A 15,847-nucleotide genomic window follows, 5' to 3' on the forward strand; every position below is an offset into this window, starting at 1 on the left:
GGCCACGTAGCTGCCGAACCCCTTCTTCGACTGCACCAGCGTGATCGCCGCCGTCAGCGTGGTCTTGCCGTGGTCGACGTGGCCGATCGTGCCCACGTTGACGTGCGGTTTGGTGCGCTTGAATTGCTCCTTGGCCATTGCCCTTGCTCCTGTGTTCTCTGTGCGGCTTTGGTCAGGCGCCGACGGCCCGCGCCGTCAGCTCCTCCGATACCGAGTTCGGCACCGGCTCGTAGTGATCGAATTGCATCGTGTAGGTGGCGCGTCCCTGCGTGCGCGAGCGCAGCTCGGTGGAATAGCCGAACATGTTCGCCAGCGGCACGTGGGCGGCGACGACCTGCGCGCCGGCGCGTCCGGTCATGCTCTGGATGCGGCCGCGGCGGCTGTTGAGGTCGCCGATGACGTCGCCCATGTACTCTTCGGGCACCACGACCTCGACGGCCATGATGGGCTCGAGCAGCACCGGCGATGCCTTGCGAGCGGCCTCCTTGAACGCCATCGACGAGCAGATCTTGAACGCCATCTCGCTCGAATCGACCTCGTGGTAGGAGCCGTCGTACAGGCGCACCTTGCAGTCGATGACCGGATAGCCGGCCAGCGGCCCCGCCGTCAGCGCGTCCTTGAGGCCCTTTTCCACCGCCGGAATGTACTCGCGGGGGATCGCGCCGCCCTTGATGGCGTCCTCGAACTCGAAGCCCTTGCCCGCAGGCAGCGGCGACAGCTCGATGGCCACTTCGGCGAACTGGCCGCGGCCGCCGCTCTGCTTGGCGTAGCGCAGCTTGTGGTCCACCTGCTTGCGCACCGTCTCGCGGTACGCGACCTGCGGCTTGCCGACGTTGGCGTCGACCTTGAACTCGCGCGTCATGCGATCGACGATGATCTCCAGGTGCAGCTCGCCCATGCCCGAGATCAGCGTCTGGCCGGTCTCGTCGTCGTGGCTGACGCGGAAGCTCGGATCCTCGTGAGCGATCTTCTGGAGGGCGACCGAAACCTTCTCCTGATCGGCCTTGGTCTTGGGCTCGATGGCCACCGAGATCACCGGCTCGGGGAAGGTCATGCTCTCGAGCAGCACCGGGGCCTTGGGATCGCACAGCGTGTCGCCGGTGACCGCGCTCTTCATGCCGACGCAGGCGACGATGTCGCCGGCCAGCACTTCCTCGACGTCCTCGCGCTGGTTGGCGTGCATCTTGAGGAGGCGGCCCACGCGCTCCTTCTTGTCGCGCGTGACGTTGTAGACCTGGTCGCCGACCTTGGCCTGTCCCGAATACACGCGCATGAACACGAGCGTGCCCACGAACGGATCGGTCATGATCTTGAACGCCAGCGCCGAGAACGGCTCGTTGTCGTCGGCCCTGCGCACCAGCTCGTGGTCGGGCCGGCCGGGCTCGATGCCGGTGACCGGCGGGATGTCGTTGGGCGACGGCAGGTAGTCGACGACGCCGTCCAGGAGCGACTGCACGCCCTTGTTCTTGAAGGCGGAGCCGCAGATCACCGGCACCAGCTTCATCTGAATCGTGGCCTTGCGGATCGCGGCCATGAGCTCGTCGGCGCCGACCTCGCGGCCCTCGAGGAACTTCTCGAGGATGGCTTCGTCGGTGTCGGCCACCGCTTCGACCAGCGCTTCGCGCGCGGCCTGGGCGGCGTCCTTCATGTCATCAGGGACCGGATTGCGCAGGACCGTCCAGCCGAGGTCGCGCTCGTCCCAGGTCACCGCCTCCATGCGCAGGAGATCGATGACGCCGGTGAAGTTCTCCTCGGCGCCGATCGGGATCTGCACCGGCACGGCGGGCGCGCGCAGGCGATCGCGGATCTGGCTGACGACGTTGTCGAAGTCCGCACCGACGCGATCCATCTTGTTGATGAACGCCATGCGCGGCACGCGGTAGCGGTCGGCCTGACGCCACACCGTCTCCGACTGCGGCTCCACGCCGCCGACCGCGCAGAAGACGGCAACGGCGCCGTCGAGCACGCGGAGCGAGCGTTCCACTTCGATCGTGAAATCGACGTGGCCGGGCGTGTCGATGATGTTGATGCGGTGATCGCGCCAGGAGCAGGTCGTCGCGGCCGACGTGATCGTGATCCCGCGCTCCTGCTCCTGCTCCATCCAGTCCATCGTGGCCGCGCCGTCATGGACTTCGCCGAGCTTGTGGCTGATGCCCGTGTAGAACAGGACGCGCTCGGTCGTGGTGGTTTTGCCGGCATCGATATGCGCCATGATGCCGATGTTGCGCGTGCGGGCGAGGGATACTTTACGAGCCATGATCTTCAACAGCCGGGGCGGATGCGCCTCTGCAGCTCCTCCGGTTACCAGCGGTAATGGGCGAAGGCCTTGTTGGCCTCGGCCATGCGATGGGTGTCTTCACGCTTCTTGACCGCGCCGCCGCGGTTGTTGGCGGCATCGATCAGTTCGCCGGCGAGCCGATCGCGCATCGTGCGCTCGGGCCGGCTGCGTGCATTGGAAATGAGCCAGCGGATCGCCAGGGCCGTCTGGCGCGAAGCACGCACTTCGACGGGAACCTGGTAGGTTGCGCCGCCAACGCGCCGCGAGCGGACCTCGACGGCGGGGCGGATGTTGTCGAGAGCACGCTTGAACAGCTCGACGCCGCTTTCCTTCGTGCGGTCTTCGACGAGCTGGACGGCGCCGTAGAAGATGGCCTCGGCGGTGCTCTTCTTGCCGGCCATCTGCATGGAATTGATGAACTGCGTGACGACCTTCTCGTGATAGAGCGGATCGGGCAGCAGCTCGCGCTTCTTGGCAGGTCCTTTTCGCGACATCGTCTCTTACCGAATGCCTATCGCACTACTTGGGGCGCTTGGCGCCGTACTTGGAACGGCCCTGGCGGCGGTCGGTGACGCCGACCGAATCCAGGGTCCCGCGAACGATGTGGTAGCGGACTCCGGGCAGGTCCTTGACGCGGCCGCCGCGGATCAGGACGACCGAGTGCTCCTGCAGGTTGTGGCCCACGCCAGGAATGTAGGCGGTCACCTCGATGCCATTGGTCAAACGCACACGCGCCACCTTGCGTAGAGCCGAATTCGGCTTTTTAGGTGTGGACGTATAGACGCGCGTGCAGACGCCCCGGCGCTGCGGCGACTTGTCGAGCGCGGGCGCGGCAGTCTTCATGGCAATCTTTTGCCTGCCCTTGCGGACAAGCTGGTTGATCGTCGGCACTCGGAACTCCTTAATGGCCTAATTGGTCCGGTCACGTCTGCACGGTTGCCTAGGATGCCTCGTTGCGGACACCCCGGCGGCACTCCGTGCGGGCGCCGAATGACGCCCCGCCCGATCCAAAGAACCCGGGAAACTACGTTTGCCCCGCAGAGACGTCAAACGTCCGCGACGCACCGCATTTCGTTTTTAAATTCGCCTACCTTTCCAAACCCGCCCGCCGGCCGGCGCGCCCCTGCGCCGAACCGCCGCCCCATCCACTCACTTTTGTCACCTCTGGCCCCAGCCGGCCTGCCGCATCTCATTGAGGGCTGCTGGACCGGGCAGTCATCCGCTCCTCCCGCACTCCGTCCCGACTCACCCCTGACGAATCGTCCGAGCCGCGCCCGCGGGGCGTCCCGAGCGGGCCGGGGCCGTCTCTGCGGCGGACCGTCGGGTTCCCCCCGTGGATCCGCCGTGGACATGACCCCGGCCCCGCCCGCTGTCGTTCCAACCCGCCGGCAACCAGCAGCCCGGCGGTCAATTACATGCCCAGGTGCAAGGCCTGGGTAAGGTCGTCCTCTGCCTTCTCGCCCACTCCCGGCACGTCGATCTCGACGCTGGTGTAGGTGGCCACGCCCGTTCCGGCAGGAATGAGCCGGCCCATGATCACGTTCTCCTTGAGCCCGCGCAGATGGTCGGTCCAGCCGTTGACCGAGGCCTCCGTCAGCACCTTGGTCGTCTCCTGGAACGATGCCGCCGAGATGAAGCTCTCGGTGGCCAGGCTGGCCTTGGTGATGCCGAGCAGCATCGGCTCGGCGATAGCCGGCCGCTTGCCCGCATCGAAGAGCGCGCGGTTCGTCTCCTCGAAACGCCACTTCTCGATCTGATCGCCGACCAGCAGCCCCGAGTCGCCCGCATCGCGGATTCGAACGCGGCGCAGCATCTGGCGCACGATCACCTCGATGTGCTTGTCGTTGATGCGGACGCCCTGGAGACGGTAGATCTCCTGCACCTCGTCGACGAGGTAGGCCGCCAGCTCCTTCTCGCCCTTGACGGTGAGAATGTCGTGCGGGTTGGAGGACCCGGCGTGGAGCTGCTGTCCGGCGCGGATGTAGTCGCCTTCCTGCACCAGGATGTGCTTGCCCTTGCCGATCAGGTACTCGCGCGGCTCACCGACCTCGGGCGTGACGATGATCTTGCGCTTGCCCTTGGTGTCCTTGCCGAAGCTGACCACGCCGTCGATGTCGCTGATGGCGGCCACTTCCTTCGGACGCCGTGCCTCGAACAGCTCGGCCACGCGCGGCAGACCGCCGGTGATGTCCTTGGTCTTGGTGGTCTCTCGCGGAATCTTCGCGACCACGTCGCCCGGCGTCGTCTCGTGTCCTTCCTCGACGTTGAGGTAGGCGCCCTCGGGCAGTGCGTAGCGAGCATCGCCGCCGCGCGGACGCGTCATCGGCTTGCCGGTGGCGTCGCGGATGACGATGGCCGGGCGGCGGTCCTTGGCCTGCTTGGAGGCCGTGATGACCTTGGTCGCGAGGCCCGTGTTCGGATCGACGCGCTCCTCCATCGTCTCGCCGTCGACGATGTCCTCGAAGTGCGCGGTTCCGCCGACTTCCGTGATGATCGGCGTCATGAACGGATCCCACTCGGCCACCAGCTCGCCGGCCTTGACGCGCTCGCCGTCGCGCTTGCGAAGGCGCGCGCCGTGCACGAGCGGATAGCGCTCGCGCTCGCGGTGCTGGCCTTCCTCGAGAACCTCGACGATCGACACTTCCGCGTTGCGGTTCATGACGACCAGGTTGCTCTCGCGGTCGACCACGAACTCGACGTTGTTGAACTTGATGACGCCGTCGTTGCGCGGCTCGAGCGTGGTCTGCTCGGCTCGCCGCGAGGCCGTGCCGCCGATGTGGAAGGTCCGCATCGTCAGCTGCGTTCCCGGCTCGCCGATGGACTGCGCGGCGATCACGCCGATGGCCTCGCCCACGCCGACCAGATGCCCGCGCGCCAGGTCGCGGCCGTAGCACAGCGCGCACACGCCGCGGCGGGCCTGACACGTCAGCACGGACCGGATCTTGACCCGCTCGACGCCGGCGTTCTCCACCACCTCGACCAGGCCCTCGTCGATCTCGCGATTGGCGGGGACCAGTACGTCGTTGGTGAACGGATCGACGATGTCTTCGAGGGCCACGCGTCCGAGGATGCGGTCGCCGAGGCGCTCGATGATCTCGCCGCCTTCGATCAGCGGCGTGATGTCAATGCCGTCCAGCGCTCCGCAGTCGTGCTCGGTGATCACCGCATCCTGCGCGACGTCGACCAGACGGCGCGTCAGGTAGCCCGAGTTGGCCGTCTTCAAGGCCGTGTCGGCCAGACCCTTTCGGGCACCGTGCGTGGAGATGAAGTACTGCAGCACGGTCAGGCCTTCACGGAAGTTGGCCGTGATGGGCGTCTCGATGATCTCGCCGGACGGCTTGGCCATCAGGCCTCGCATGCCCGCCAGCTGACGGATCTGCTGCGCGCTGCCGCGGGCTCCCGAGTCGGCCATCATGTAGACGGGGTTGAAGCTGACGACCTCGCGGCTGCCGCCGCCGTTGCCACCGCCCTCGATGGAGATGGTTTCGGTGGCCATCACCCGCATCATCTCGTCGGCGATGCGGTCGGTGACGTTGGCCCAGATGTCGACGACCTTGTTGTAGCGCTCGCCGTTGGTGATGAAGCCGGCCTCGTACTGCTTCTGGATCTCGCGCACGGCATCGCCGGCCTCGTCCAGCAGCCGGGTCTTACCCTGCGGGATCTTCAGATCCTTGATGCCGATGGAGACGCCGGCCTTGGTGGCCATCGAATAGCCGAGGTCCTTGAGACGATCGGCCAGGATCACGCAGTGCTTGTTGCCGCAGTTGCGGTAGGTGATGTCGACGAGGTCACCGAGCACGCGCTTGTTGAGCGTCAGGTTGACGTGCTTGAAGTCGACTTCCTTCGGCACGATCTCGTAGACCAGAACGCGGCCGACGGTGGTGTCGACGAGCTTGCCGTTGTGGCGGACCTTGACCGCCGCATGAAGATGCACGGCTCCCTGGTCGTACGCCACGCGCACCTCGTCGAAATTCGCGAAGATCTTGCCTTCGCCGAGCGCGCCCGGCCGCTGGCGCGTCATGTAGTAGAGGCCGAGCACGATGTCCTGCGTCGGCACGATGATGGGCTTGCCGTGCGCCGGGCTCAGGATGTTGTTGGTCGACATCATGAGCACGCGCGCCTCGACCTGCGCCTCAACCGACAGCGGCACGTGCACCGCCATCTGGTCGCCGTCGAAGTCGGCGTTGAAGGCCGCGCACACCAGCGGATGGAGCTGGATCGCCTTGCCCTCGATCAGCACCGGCTCGAAGGCCTGGATGCCGAGGCGGTGCAGCGTGGGCGCGCGGTTGAGCATCACCGGATGCTCGCGGATGACCTCGTCCAGGATGTCCCAGACCTCGGGACGCTCCTTCTCGACCATCTTCTTGGCCGACTTGATGGTCGTGACCAGGCCGCGCTCCTCGAGCTTGCCGTAGATGAACGGCTTGAACAGCTCCAGAGCCATCTTCTTGGGAAGGCCGCACTGGTGCAGGCGAAGCTCGGGGCCCACCACGATCACCGAGCGGCCCGAGTAGTCGACGCGCTTGCCGAGCAGGTTCTGACGGAAGCGGCCCGTCTTGCCCTTGAGCATGTCGGACAGGGACTTGAGCGGCCGCTTGTTCGCGCCCGTGATCGGACGGCCGCGCCGGCCGTTGTCGAACAGCGCGTCGACCGCCTCCTGCAGCATGCGCTTCTCGTTGCGCACGATGATGTCGGGCGCATTGAGCTCGATCAGCCGCTTGAGGCGGTTGTTGCGGTTGATGACGCGGCGATACAGGTCGTTCAGGTCCGAGGTCGCGAAGCGTCCGCCGTCCAGCGGAACCAGCGGCCGCAGGTCGGGCGGAATGACCGGGATCACCTCGAGCACCATCCAGCCCGGCTGGCTGCGGGAGTGCTGGAAGGCCTGCACGACCTTGAGGCGCTTGACCAGCTTCTTGCGCTTGGCCTCGCTGCTGGTCTCCGAAAGCTGCTGGCGCAGGTCCTCGGCCAGGTCCTCGATGTCGATGGAGGTCAGGACCTTGCGGATCGCCTCCCCGCCCATGCCCGCGATGAAGCTGCCCGGGCCGTGCTCGACGACCTTCTGGCGGTACTCCATCTCCGACAGGAGCTGGTTCTGCTCGAGATCGGTGTCCAGCGGATCCACCACGATGTAGCTCTCGTAGTAGAGCACCTTCTCGAGCTGCTTGAGCGTCAGGTCGACCAGCGTGCCGATGCGGCTGGGCAGGCTCTTGGTGAACCAGATGTGCGCGATCGGCGTGGCCAGCTCGATGTGGCCCATGCGCTCGCGGCGCACCTTGGACTGGATGACCTCCACGCCGCACTTCTCGCAGACCACGCCACGGTGCCGCATGCGCTTGTACTTGCCGCAGTTGCACTCGTAGTCCTTGGTCGGACCGAAGATCTTGGCGCAGAAAAGACCGTCGCGCTCGGGCTTGAACGTCCTGTAGTTGATCGTCTCGGGCTTCTTCACCTCGCCGTGGGACCAGGAGCGGATCACGTCCGGCGACGCGATGCCGATGCGGATGGCGGTGAAGCTGCGCGGGTCCTTGGGTTTGTCGAAAAGCTGAGTGAGCAGATTCTCCATCAAGCGGCCTCCTCCTGGCCTTCGACGAGCTGCACGTCGAGGGCCAGGGACTGGAGCTCTTTCACCATGACGTTGAACGACTCGGGCAGCCCCGGCTCGAGCGTGTTCTCGTTCTTGACGATCGCCTCGTACATTCGGGTGCGGCCGGCAACGTCGTCCGACTTCACCGTGAGCATTTCCTGGAGGGTGTACGCGGCACCGTAGGCTTCGAGCGCCCACACTTCCATTTCGCCGAGACGCTGGCCGCCGAACTGGGCCTTGCCGCCCAGAGGCTGCTGCGTCACCAGCGAGTATGGACCGGTGGAGCGCGCGTGGATCTTGTCGTCCACCAGGTGGTGGAGCTTGAGCATGTACATGACGCCGACCGTGACAGGCATGTCGAAGCGGTCTCCGGTCTTGCCGTCGCGCAGGTAGGCCTGTCCCGACTCGGGCAGATTGGCCAGCTCGATCAGGCCGAAGATCTCCTCTTCACTGGCGCCGTCGAACACCGGCGTCGAGATGTGGATGCCGCGCCGTGCCTTCTCGGCCAGGACGCGCAGGTCGTGCTCGTCCAGGCCGTCGACGAACGACGAGACGCCGGCGCCTTCGTACGAGCGCCGCATGCGCTCGCGAAGCGCATCGAAGTCGTTCTTCTGCGCCAGGTCCCACATGATCGCGCCCAGGCGCTTGGCTGCCCAGCCAAGGTGCGTCTCCAGGATCTGGCCCACGTTCATTCGCGACGGCACGCCGAGCGGGTTCAGGCAGATCTCGACGGGCGTTCCGTCCTCGAGGAACGGCATGTCCTCTTCGGGAACGATCTTGGAGACCACGCCCTTGTTGCCGTGGCGGCCGGCCATCTTGTCGCCCACCTGCAGGCGGCGCTTGATGGCCACGAAGACCTTCACCATCTTGATCACGCCCGGCGCCAGCTCGTCGCCTGCGCTCAGGCGCTCGATCTTGGCGTCAAACTGCGCGTTGATGGCGTGACTCTTGGAGTTCATGGCATCGACGATGCGCGCCAGCTCCTCCTCGGCCTTCTCGTCACCGACCTTGATCTCGGCCCAGTAGGCCGACGGAATCTTGACCAGCGTCTCGCGATCGACGACCGCGTCCTTGGCCAGCAGTACATTGCGCGTGTCGTCGGTCAGGCGCGTCTGCGTCGGACGGTCGCCGAGCAGCTCCAGGATCGAGCTGATGGCGTTGGTGCGGATGATGCGAAGCTCGTCGCCGCGGTCCTTCTCGAGCTTGCGGCGCTGCTCCTCGTCGATGCGCGTGGCCCGCTCGTCCTTGGCCACGCCCTTGCGCGAGAAGACGCGCGCGTCGATGACGGTGCCTTCGGTGCCCGGAGGCATGCGCAGAGACGTGTCGCGCACCTCCCCGGCCTTCTCGCCGAAGATCGCGCGCAGCAGCTTCTCTTCCGGAGACAGCTGCGTCTCGCCCTTGGGCGTGATCTTGCCGACCAGGATGTCTCCGGGCCCGACTTCGGCGCCGATGCGGATGATGCCCGCCTCGTCGAGGTCCTTCAGCGCCTCCTCGCCGACGTTCGGGATGTCGCGGGTGATTTCCTCGGGCCCGAGCTTGGTGTCGCGGGCGACGCACTCGAACTCCTCGATGTGCACCGAGGTGAAGTAGTCTTCCTTGACGAGGCGCTCGGAGACCAGGATGGAGTCTTCGAAGTTGTAGCCGTTCCACGGCATGAACGCGACGACCACGTTGCGGCCGAGCGCCAGGTCTCCGCACTCGGTCGACGGCCCGTCGGCGATCACGTCGCCGGCATCCACGCGCTCGCCCACCAGCACGATCGGCTTCTGATTGATGCAGGTGTTCTGGTTGGAGCGCTGGTACTTGGTCAGGTTGTAGATGTCGACGCCCGGGTCGTGCGGGCCGGCGGCGCGGTCGGCCTTGACCACGATGCGCTCCGAATCGACGCTTTCGATGGCGCCAGGGCGCCGGGCAACGCAGGTCACACCCGAATCGCGCGCGACGATGCTCTCCATGCCGGTGCCCACCAGCGGCGCGTCCGTGCGCAGCAGCGGCACGGCCTGCCTCTGCATGTTCGAGCCCATCAGCGCTCGGTTGGCGTCGTCGTGCTCGAGGAACGGGATGAGCGCGGCGGCCACCGACACCAGCTGGTTCGGCGACACGTCCATCATCGTGATCTGATCGGGCGGCACCATGGTCGAATCCATGGTCTGCTCGCCCTGCGGCGAGATGCCTTTCTTTCGCGCGGCCACCAGATCGTTGGTGTAGCTGTTGCTGTCGTCGATCGGCGCGTTCGCCTGCGCGATGACCTCGGCCTCCTCGGCCAGTGCCGTCAGGTAGTCGACGTTGTCGGTCACGGTTCCGCTGACGACCTTGCGGTAGGGCGTCTCGACGAATCCGAACTCGTTGATGCGCGCGAACGTGGACAGACTGCTGATCAGGCCGATGTTCGGGCCTTCCGGCGTCTCGATCGGGCAGACGCGGCCGTAGTGCGTCGGATGCACGTCGCGCACGTCGAAGCCGGCGCGCTCGCGCGTCAGACCGCCCGGTCCGAGAGCGGAGAGGCGCCGCTTGTGCGTGACCTCCGAGAGCGGATTGGTCTGGTCCATGAACTGCGAGAGCTGGCTGCTTCCGAAGAACTCCTTGATGACCGCGCTGACCGGCTTGTAGTTGATCAGCTCCTGCGGCATCAGCGTCTCCAGATCCTGCAGGCTCATGCGCTCGCGGATCGCACGCTCCATTCTCAGCAGGCCGATGCGGTACTGGTTCTCCACCAGCTCGCCGACGGTGCGCACGCGACGGTTGCCGAGGTGGTCGATGTCGTCGATCGACCCGATGCCGTTCTTCAGAAGGATCAGGTAGTTGACCACGCGCAGGATGTCCTCGCGGCGCAGCGTTCCCTGTTCCAGCGGAACGTCGATCCCGAGCTTGTGGTTGAGCTTGAGGCGGCCGACCGGCGACAGGTCGTACTTGTCGGCGTTGAAGAACAGGTCGTTGAAGAACGCGGTGGCCGTGTCCAGGGTGGGAGGATCACCCGGACGCAGACGCCGGTAGATGTCGACGATGGCGTCCTCGCTGCGCTCGATCTTGTCGAGCAGCAGCGTGTTACGCAGCGACGGCCCGCGGTTGAGCTCATCGATGTAGATGAGGTGGAACTCGTTGATGCCGCGATCGCGCATGATGTCGAACTGCTCGGCCTTGATGGTGCCGTTCACCTCGACGATCACTTCGCCCGTGCCGGGGTCGACGATGTCGTGGGCGGGAATGCCGCCGATGATCTCGTCGAAGGAGATCGGAATCTCGTCGATGCCCGCCTCCGCCATGTCGCGCAGCGCCTTGCGCGTGAACTTGCGGCCCTCGCGCACCAGGATCTCGTCGGAGTGCGGATGACGGATGTCGCGTCCCGCCTTCTGGCCCTCGAGCGTCTCGCGCTTGAACTTCTTGAACGCCTTGCGGCCGTCGATGCGGATGTGGTCGACCGGATAGAAGTAGTTGAGCAGCTCCTCGGTCGTCATCCCGAGAGCGCGCAGCAGCACCGTGGCAGGGAACTTCCTGCGGCGGTCGATGCGCACGTACAGGATGTCCTTGGCGTCGAACTCGAAGTCGAGCCAGGAGCCGCGGTACGGGATGATGCGCGCGTTGAACAGCAGGCGCCCGCCGGCGCTGGTGCGGCCCTTGTCGTGGTCGAAGAAGACGCCGGGGGAGCGGTGGAGCTGCGAGACGATGACGCGCTCCGTGCCGTTGACCATGAACGTGCCGTTCTCGGTCATCAGCGGAAGCTCGCCGAAGTACACCTCCTGCTCCTTGATGTCCTTGAGCGTCTTGGCGCTGGTGTCGGGGTCGACGTCCCACGTCACCAGCTGCACCGTGACCTTGAGCGGCGCCGAGTAGGTCATCCCCCGCTGATGGCACTCGGCCACGTCGTACTTCGGATCGCCGATGGCGTAGCTGACAAAGTCCAGCTGAGCGGTGCCGGTGAAGTCCTTGATCGGGAACACCGACTTGAACACGCCCTGGAGCCCGGTGTTCGAGCGCTGCTCTGGATGTGCCTCCGCCTGCAGGAAGGCCTCGTAGGAGCGCCGCTGGATGTCGATCAGATTGGGGACGTCCAGGACCCTGCGAAGCTTTCCGAAATTCCGCCTGAGCCGGAAATTGTGCGTCACACGCGCCATTCTTACCTCTCGCGAACCATCGAAGGTCCGCCTTGCCGTTCACGCCGGAGCAATCACTCCGGCAATACGATCGCTTCGCTCAACCGTTCGCACACCCGCGAAACGCCAATAGCGCGGGCACGGGTGTGTCTGCGGCAGACCCTCCGGTTCCTCCGGCGGCGTCGGCCGCGGACATACCCGTGCCCGCGCTCCTCGACGTAACGCGCAACAAGCGCGGCTACTTGATCTCGACGGTCGCGCCCTCGGCCTCGAGCTTGGCCTTGATCGCGTCTGCGTCCGCCTTCGGCACGCCTTCCTTGACCGCCTTGGGCGCGCCCTCGACCAGGTCCTTGGCTTCCTTCAGGCCCAGGCTGGTGATCTCGCGGACCACCTTGATCACCTGGATCTTCTTCTCGCCGGCCGCCGTCAGGATGACGTCGAACTCTTCCTTGGCCGCCTCGGGAGCAGCCGCAGCCGCTCCGCCGGCGCCCGCAGCCGCCGCGACCGCAACCGGAGCCGCGGCGCTGACGCCCCACTTCTCCTCGAGCTCCTTGACGAGCTCGGCGATCTCCAGAACGGTGGCCGCCGAGAGCTTCTCGACGATGCTGGACCTGTCTTCAGTGCTGAGAGCCATTTCTTGGGTTCCTCCTGCTAATCACGACCTTCGTCGTCGTTGCCGAAAACAAAAACTAGTGCGCAGCCGCGTATGGACGCGCCCGGCCGCGACGCCGGGCGACCCGGTCGCTCAGGCCGCGCCTCCTCCCTCTTCCAACTGTCTGCGTCGGGCATCCAGCACATTGGCGAGCTGCTGGGCCGGAGCCGACAGCACGCGCACCAGCTGGGTGGCCGGAGTCATCATCATCGCCAGAAGCTGAGCGCGCAGCTGATCGCGGCTCGGCATCTTGGCGAGCTGCGCGATCTGCTTGCGATCCAGCAGGACGCCATCCATCACGGCGCCCTTGAGCTCGAGGACCTCGCTCTTGTCCGCGTAGGTGTCGATGGCCTTGGCGAACGCCGCCGGATCGCCGTAGCCGAACGCGAACACGGTGGGCCCGGACAGCAACGGCTCGATGACCTTGTTCGGCGTGTCCATGACCGCACGCCAGGTCAGCGTGTTCTTCGCGACCAGAAGCTCGCCCTCGACCTTGCGCAGCTCGTGCCGAAGCTCGGTCATCTGCGCCACCGTCATCTTGCGGTACTGCGAAAGCACCACGATCGGCGCCTTCGTGAACTTGCCCGCCAGATCCTCGATGACGACCGCCTTCTCTGACTGATTCATGACCCCTTCCTCTTCTTTGCTCTCGACGATCAGCCGGCGGTCTTGAACTCGTTGGTGTCCAGCGCGATGCCCGGTCCCATCGTCGAGGAGACGGCGGCGCTGCGAACGTACTGGCCCTTGGCGCTGGCCGGCTTGGCACGGATGACGTTGGCGATGACCGCGCGAGCATTCTCGAGCAGCCTCTCGGCCCCGAAGGAGACCTTGCCGACGCCGACCTGCACGATGCCCGCCTTTTCGACGCGGAACTCGACCTGACCGGCCTTGAGCTCGCGCACCACGCGCCCGACGTCCATGGTCACCGTGCCGACCTTGGGATTCGGCATCAGGCCGCGCGGGCCGAGAATCTTTCCGATGCGGCCGACGGCACCCATCATGTCGGGCGTGGCCACGGCGCGGTCGAAGTCGGTCCAGCCTTCGTCGCGGATCTTGTTGACCAGGTCATCGGCTCCCACGAAGTCGGCGCCCGCCTCCTCGGCTTCCTTGGCCTTCTCGCCCTTGGCGAATACGGCCACACGCACGGTCTTGCCGGTGCCGTGCGGCAGGGAGACCGTGCCGCGCACGTTCTGGTCGGCGTGGCGCGGGTCCACGCCCAGTCGCATGGCCAGCTCGACGGTCTCGTCGAACTTGGCGCCCGAGCCGGCCGCCACCAGCCTGAAGGCCTCCTCGATCGTGTACAGCTTGTCGGCCGTGACGGCCTCGGCCGCTTTCCTGTAGCGCTTTCCTCGCTTCATCTGCGTGATCCTCTCGCCGGCGCCGCCGGCCTCAGCCCTCGACCGTGATGCCCATGCTGCGGGCGGTGCCTTCGATGATCTTGACCGCGGCGTCCACGTCGTTGGCATTGAGATCGGCCAGCTTCTGCTCGGCAATCTGCCGCACCTGGCTCTTGGTGACCCTGCCGACCTTGTTCTTGTTGGGCTCGGCCGACCCCTTCTGCAGCCCCGCCGCCTTCATCAGCAGCATCGATGCAGGAGGAGTCTTGGTGACGAACGTGAACGAGCGGTCGGAGTACACGGTGATGATCACCGGCACGATGACGTCGCCCATGGCCTGCGTGGCGGCATTGAACGCCTTGCAGAATTCCATGATGTTCACGCCGCGCTGACCGAGCGCCGGGCCCACGGGCGGGCTCGGGTTGGCCTTGCCGGACGGAATCTGAAGCTTGACCTGATCGACGACCTTCTTCGCCATTTCCCTTGCCGCCTACATCTTCTCGACTTGGACGAGCTCCATCTCCACGGACGTGCTGCGTCCGAAGATGGAGATCGCGACTTTGAGTGTCCCTTTCTCGGGACGGATTTCCTCGACGACGCCGCTGAAGTCCGCGAACGGTCCGTCGATGACCTTGACCTGCTCTCCGACCTCGAAAGAAACCTTGGCCTTGGGCCGCGCCGCTCCTTCCTGCAGCTGCGCCCGCATCTTCCCGACCTCTTCCTCGGGAACCGGCGGGGGATTGGTCGCGCCGCCGACGAACCCCGTGACCTTGGGCGTGCTCGTGACCACGTGCCAGGTCTCGTTGTTCAGCTCCATCTGCACGAGCACGTAGCCAGGAAAGAGGTTGCGCGTGGCCGTGCGCTTCTTGCCCTTGACCAGCTCGACGACCTGTTCGGACGGCACCAGGATGTCGCCGAACTTGTCCTCCTGCCCGAAGGCGTGGATGCGCTCCTCGAGCTGACGCTTCACGCTCTGCTCGTAGCCGGAGTACGTGTGCACCACGTACCACTGCTTCTCCTGCTTCTCGGCAACTGCTTCCGGCATGGCCATCCTCAGAACACGAGCCGCATGGCGAGCGAGATCAGATAGTCGATCATGCCGAGATAAAGCGACACGAAGGCCACGACGACGAGCACGACCCAGGTGAACGCCATCGTCTCCTTGCGCGACGGCCAGTAGACGCGCTTCAGCTCCGCGATCGCCTCGTTGACGAAGTCGCGAGCCTGCTGGAACTTGCCGGGGCCCGAGGCCGCCGGAACGCCGCCCTTGCTGGTCGTGGCCGCCTTGTTCGTGCCCGCGGCGTCGCCGCCCTTGGCCACGCGCGAGCCCGTAGCCTCGCCGCTCACTGCACTGTCTGCGCCGCGCGATTTCATGTGCATTCGACCCTCGGAGAGAGATGGCGGGTCAGCCAGGATTCGAACCTGGAACCCTCGGATTTGGAGTCCGATGCTCTACCAATTAGAGCTACTGACCCTCGGTCCCGCATCGCCTCGTCAGACCTTGCCCTCCTTGTGGAGCGTGTGCACCCGGCAAGCGGGGCAGAACTTCTTGCGCGCGAGCTTCTCGGTCGAAAGCTTCTTGTTGCGGCTGGCCCGGTAGTTCTTGCGCTTACAGGTCTCACAGGCCAGGACGATTTGGTCTCGCATGATCGTCTCTCTCTCGTTGCTATCGCGGCGCCCTACTCGGTGATCTTCACGACCACGCCGGCACCCACGGTGCGGCCGCCTTCGCGGATGGCGAAGCGCAGGCCCTCATCCATGGCGATGGGCGTGATCAGGTTGACCGCGATGTTGATGGTGTCACCCGGCATCACCATCTCGGTGCCCTCGGGCAGCGTGCATACGCCCGTGACGTCGGTGGTGCGGAAGTAGAACTGGGGCCGGTAGCCGTTGAAGAACGGCGTG

The 15,847-nt window shown here is 65.7% G+C and carries 14 protein-coding genes and 1 tRNA gene; all 15 read right to left on the reverse strand.

Annotated features, from left to right (window positions below; translation table 11 throughout):
• Positions 1 to 138, reverse strand: a 138-nt coding sequence (locus VEC57_09410; GenBank protein HYB99331.1) for a GTP-binding protein, incomplete at its 3' end; no start/stop codon positions are given.
• Positions 139 to 172: 34 nt separating this feature from the next.
• Complete coding sequence (fusA, locus tag VEC57_09415) at positions 173 to 2,257, reverse strand: elongation factor G (GenBank protein HYB99332.1); 2,085 nt, start codon at positions 2,255 to 2,257, stop codon at positions 173 to 175.
• 44 nt (positions 2,258 to 2,301) lie between these two features.
• Entirely contained in the window at positions 2,302 to 2,772 is a 471-nt protein-coding gene (gene rpsG, locus VEC57_09420) for a 30S ribosomal protein S7 (protein HYB99333.1), read from the reverse strand.
• Between the two features lie 25 nt (positions 2,773 to 2,797).
• Positions 2,798 to 3,169, reverse strand: coding sequence for a 30S ribosomal protein S12 (gene rpsL, locus VEC57_09425; protein ID HYB99334.1), 372 nt, complete (start codon positions 3,167 to 3,169; stop codon positions 2,798 to 2,800).
• A gap of 520 nt (positions 3,170 to 3,689) precedes the next feature.
• The gene (rpoC, locus tag VEC57_09430; protein ID HYB99335.1) at positions 3,690 to 7,841 is read right to left on the reverse strand and encodes a DNA-directed RNA polymerase subunit beta'; all 4,152 of its coding nucleotides are present in this window, start codon (positions 7,839 to 7,841) and stop codon (positions 3,690 to 3,692) included.
• The gene (gene rpoB / locus VEC57_09435; protein HYB99336.1) at positions 7,841 to 11,965 is read right to left on the reverse strand and encodes a DNA-directed RNA polymerase subunit beta; all 4,125 of its coding nucleotides are present in this window, start codon (positions 11,963 to 11,965) and stop codon (positions 7,841 to 7,843) included. The genes rpoC and rpoB overlap by 1 nt, the downstream gene beginning before the upstream one ends.
• Before the next feature lie 226 nt (positions 11,966 to 12,191).
• Complete coding sequence (gene rplL, locus VEC57_09440) at positions 12,192 to 12,587, reverse strand: 50S ribosomal protein L7/L12 (protein ID HYB99337.1); 396 nt, start codon at positions 12,585 to 12,587, stop codon at positions 12,192 to 12,194.
• 111 nt (positions 12,588 to 12,698) lie between these two features.
• A complete protein-coding gene (gene rplJ / locus VEC57_09445; protein HYB99338.1) occupies positions 12,699 to 13,232 on the reverse strand; it encodes a 50S ribosomal protein L10 in 534 nt (177 codons plus the stop codon).
• Between the two features lie 29 nt (positions 13,233 to 13,261).
• Positions 13,262 to 13,963 (reverse strand): 50S ribosomal protein L1, encoded by a 702-nt coding sequence (gene rplA, locus VEC57_09450; protein HYB99339.1) that lies wholly within the window; start codon positions 13,961 to 13,963, stop codon positions 13,262 to 13,264.
• A gap of 31 nt (positions 13,964 to 13,994) precedes the next feature.
• Complete coding sequence (gene rplK, locus VEC57_09455) at positions 13,995 to 14,420, reverse strand: 50S ribosomal protein L11 (protein ID HYB99340.1); 426 nt, start codon at positions 14,418 to 14,420, stop codon at positions 13,995 to 13,997.
• A gap of 12 nt (positions 14,421 to 14,432) precedes the next feature.
• Positions 14,433 to 14,987, reverse strand: a complete 555-nt coding sequence (gene nusG / locus VEC57_09460) for a transcription termination/antitermination protein NusG (protein HYB99341.1) — start codon at positions 14,985 to 14,987, stop codon at positions 14,433 to 14,435.
• An 8-nt stretch (positions 14,988 to 14,995) separates the two neighbouring features.
• Positions 14,996 to 15,289, reverse strand: a complete 294-nt coding sequence (gene secE / locus VEC57_09465; GenBank protein HYB99342.1) for a preprotein translocase subunit SecE — start codon at positions 15,287 to 15,289, stop codon at positions 14,996 to 14,998.
• Positions 15,290 to 15,340: 51 nt separating this feature from the next.
• Positions 15,341 to 15,417 (reverse strand) — tRNA-Trp (locus tag VEC57_09470).
• 19 nt (positions 15,418 to 15,436) lie between these two features.
• Positions 15,437 to 15,589: a 50S ribosomal protein L33 gene (gene rpmG, locus VEC57_09475; protein HYB99343.1), complete on the reverse strand. Its 153-nt coding sequence runs from the start codon at positions 15,587 to 15,589 to the stop codon at positions 15,437 to 15,439.
• A 32-nt stretch (positions 15,590 to 15,621) separates the two neighbouring features.
• Positions 15,622 to 15,847 (reverse strand): elongation factor Tu (tuf, locus tag VEC57_09480; GenBank protein HYB99344.1); only part of this gene is annotated, 226 nt, incomplete at its 5' end.

It is taken from the genome of Candidatus Limnocylindrales bacterium, from assembly GCA_035626395.1.
Lineage (GTDB): Bacteria > Desulfobacterota > Binatia > UBA1149 > CAITLU01 > DASPNH01.

Bases quoted from the DNA above. Each gene is read 5' to 3' on its own strand.
- fusA (HYB99332.1), bottom strand. From the start codon at position 2,257: ATGGCTCGTAAAGTATCCCTCGCCCGCACGCGCAACATCGGCATCATG.
- rpsG (HYB99333.1), bottom strand. From the start codon at position 2,772: ATGTCGCGAAAAGGACCTGCCAAGAAGCGCGAGCTGCTGCCCGATCCG.
- rpoC (HYB99335.1), bottom strand. From the start codon at position 7,841: ATGGAGAATCTGCTCACTCAGCTTTTCGACAAACCCAAGGACCCGCGC.
- rplL (HYB99337.1), bottom strand. From the start codon at position 12,587: ATGGCTCTCAGCACTGAAGACAGGTCCAGCATCGTCGAGAAGCTCTCG.
- rplJ (HYB99338.1), bottom strand. From the start codon at position 13,232: ATGAATCAGTCAGAGAAGGCGGTCGTCATCGAGGATCTGGCGGGCAAG.
- rplA (HYB99339.1), bottom strand. From the start codon at position 13,963: ATGAAGCGAGGAAAGCGCTACAGGAAAGCGGCCGAGGCCGTCACGGCC.
- rplK (HYB99340.1), bottom strand. From the start codon at position 14,420: ATGGCGAAGAAGGTCGTCGATCAGGTCAAGCTTCAGATTCCGTCCGGC.
- nusG (HYB99341.1), bottom strand. From the start codon at position 14,987: ATGCCGGAAGCAGTTGCCGAGAAGCAGGAGAAGCAGTGGTACGTGGTG.
- rpmG (HYB99343.1), bottom strand. From the start codon at position 15,589: ATGCGAGACCAAATCGTCCTGGCCTGTGAGACCTGTAAGCGCAAGAAC.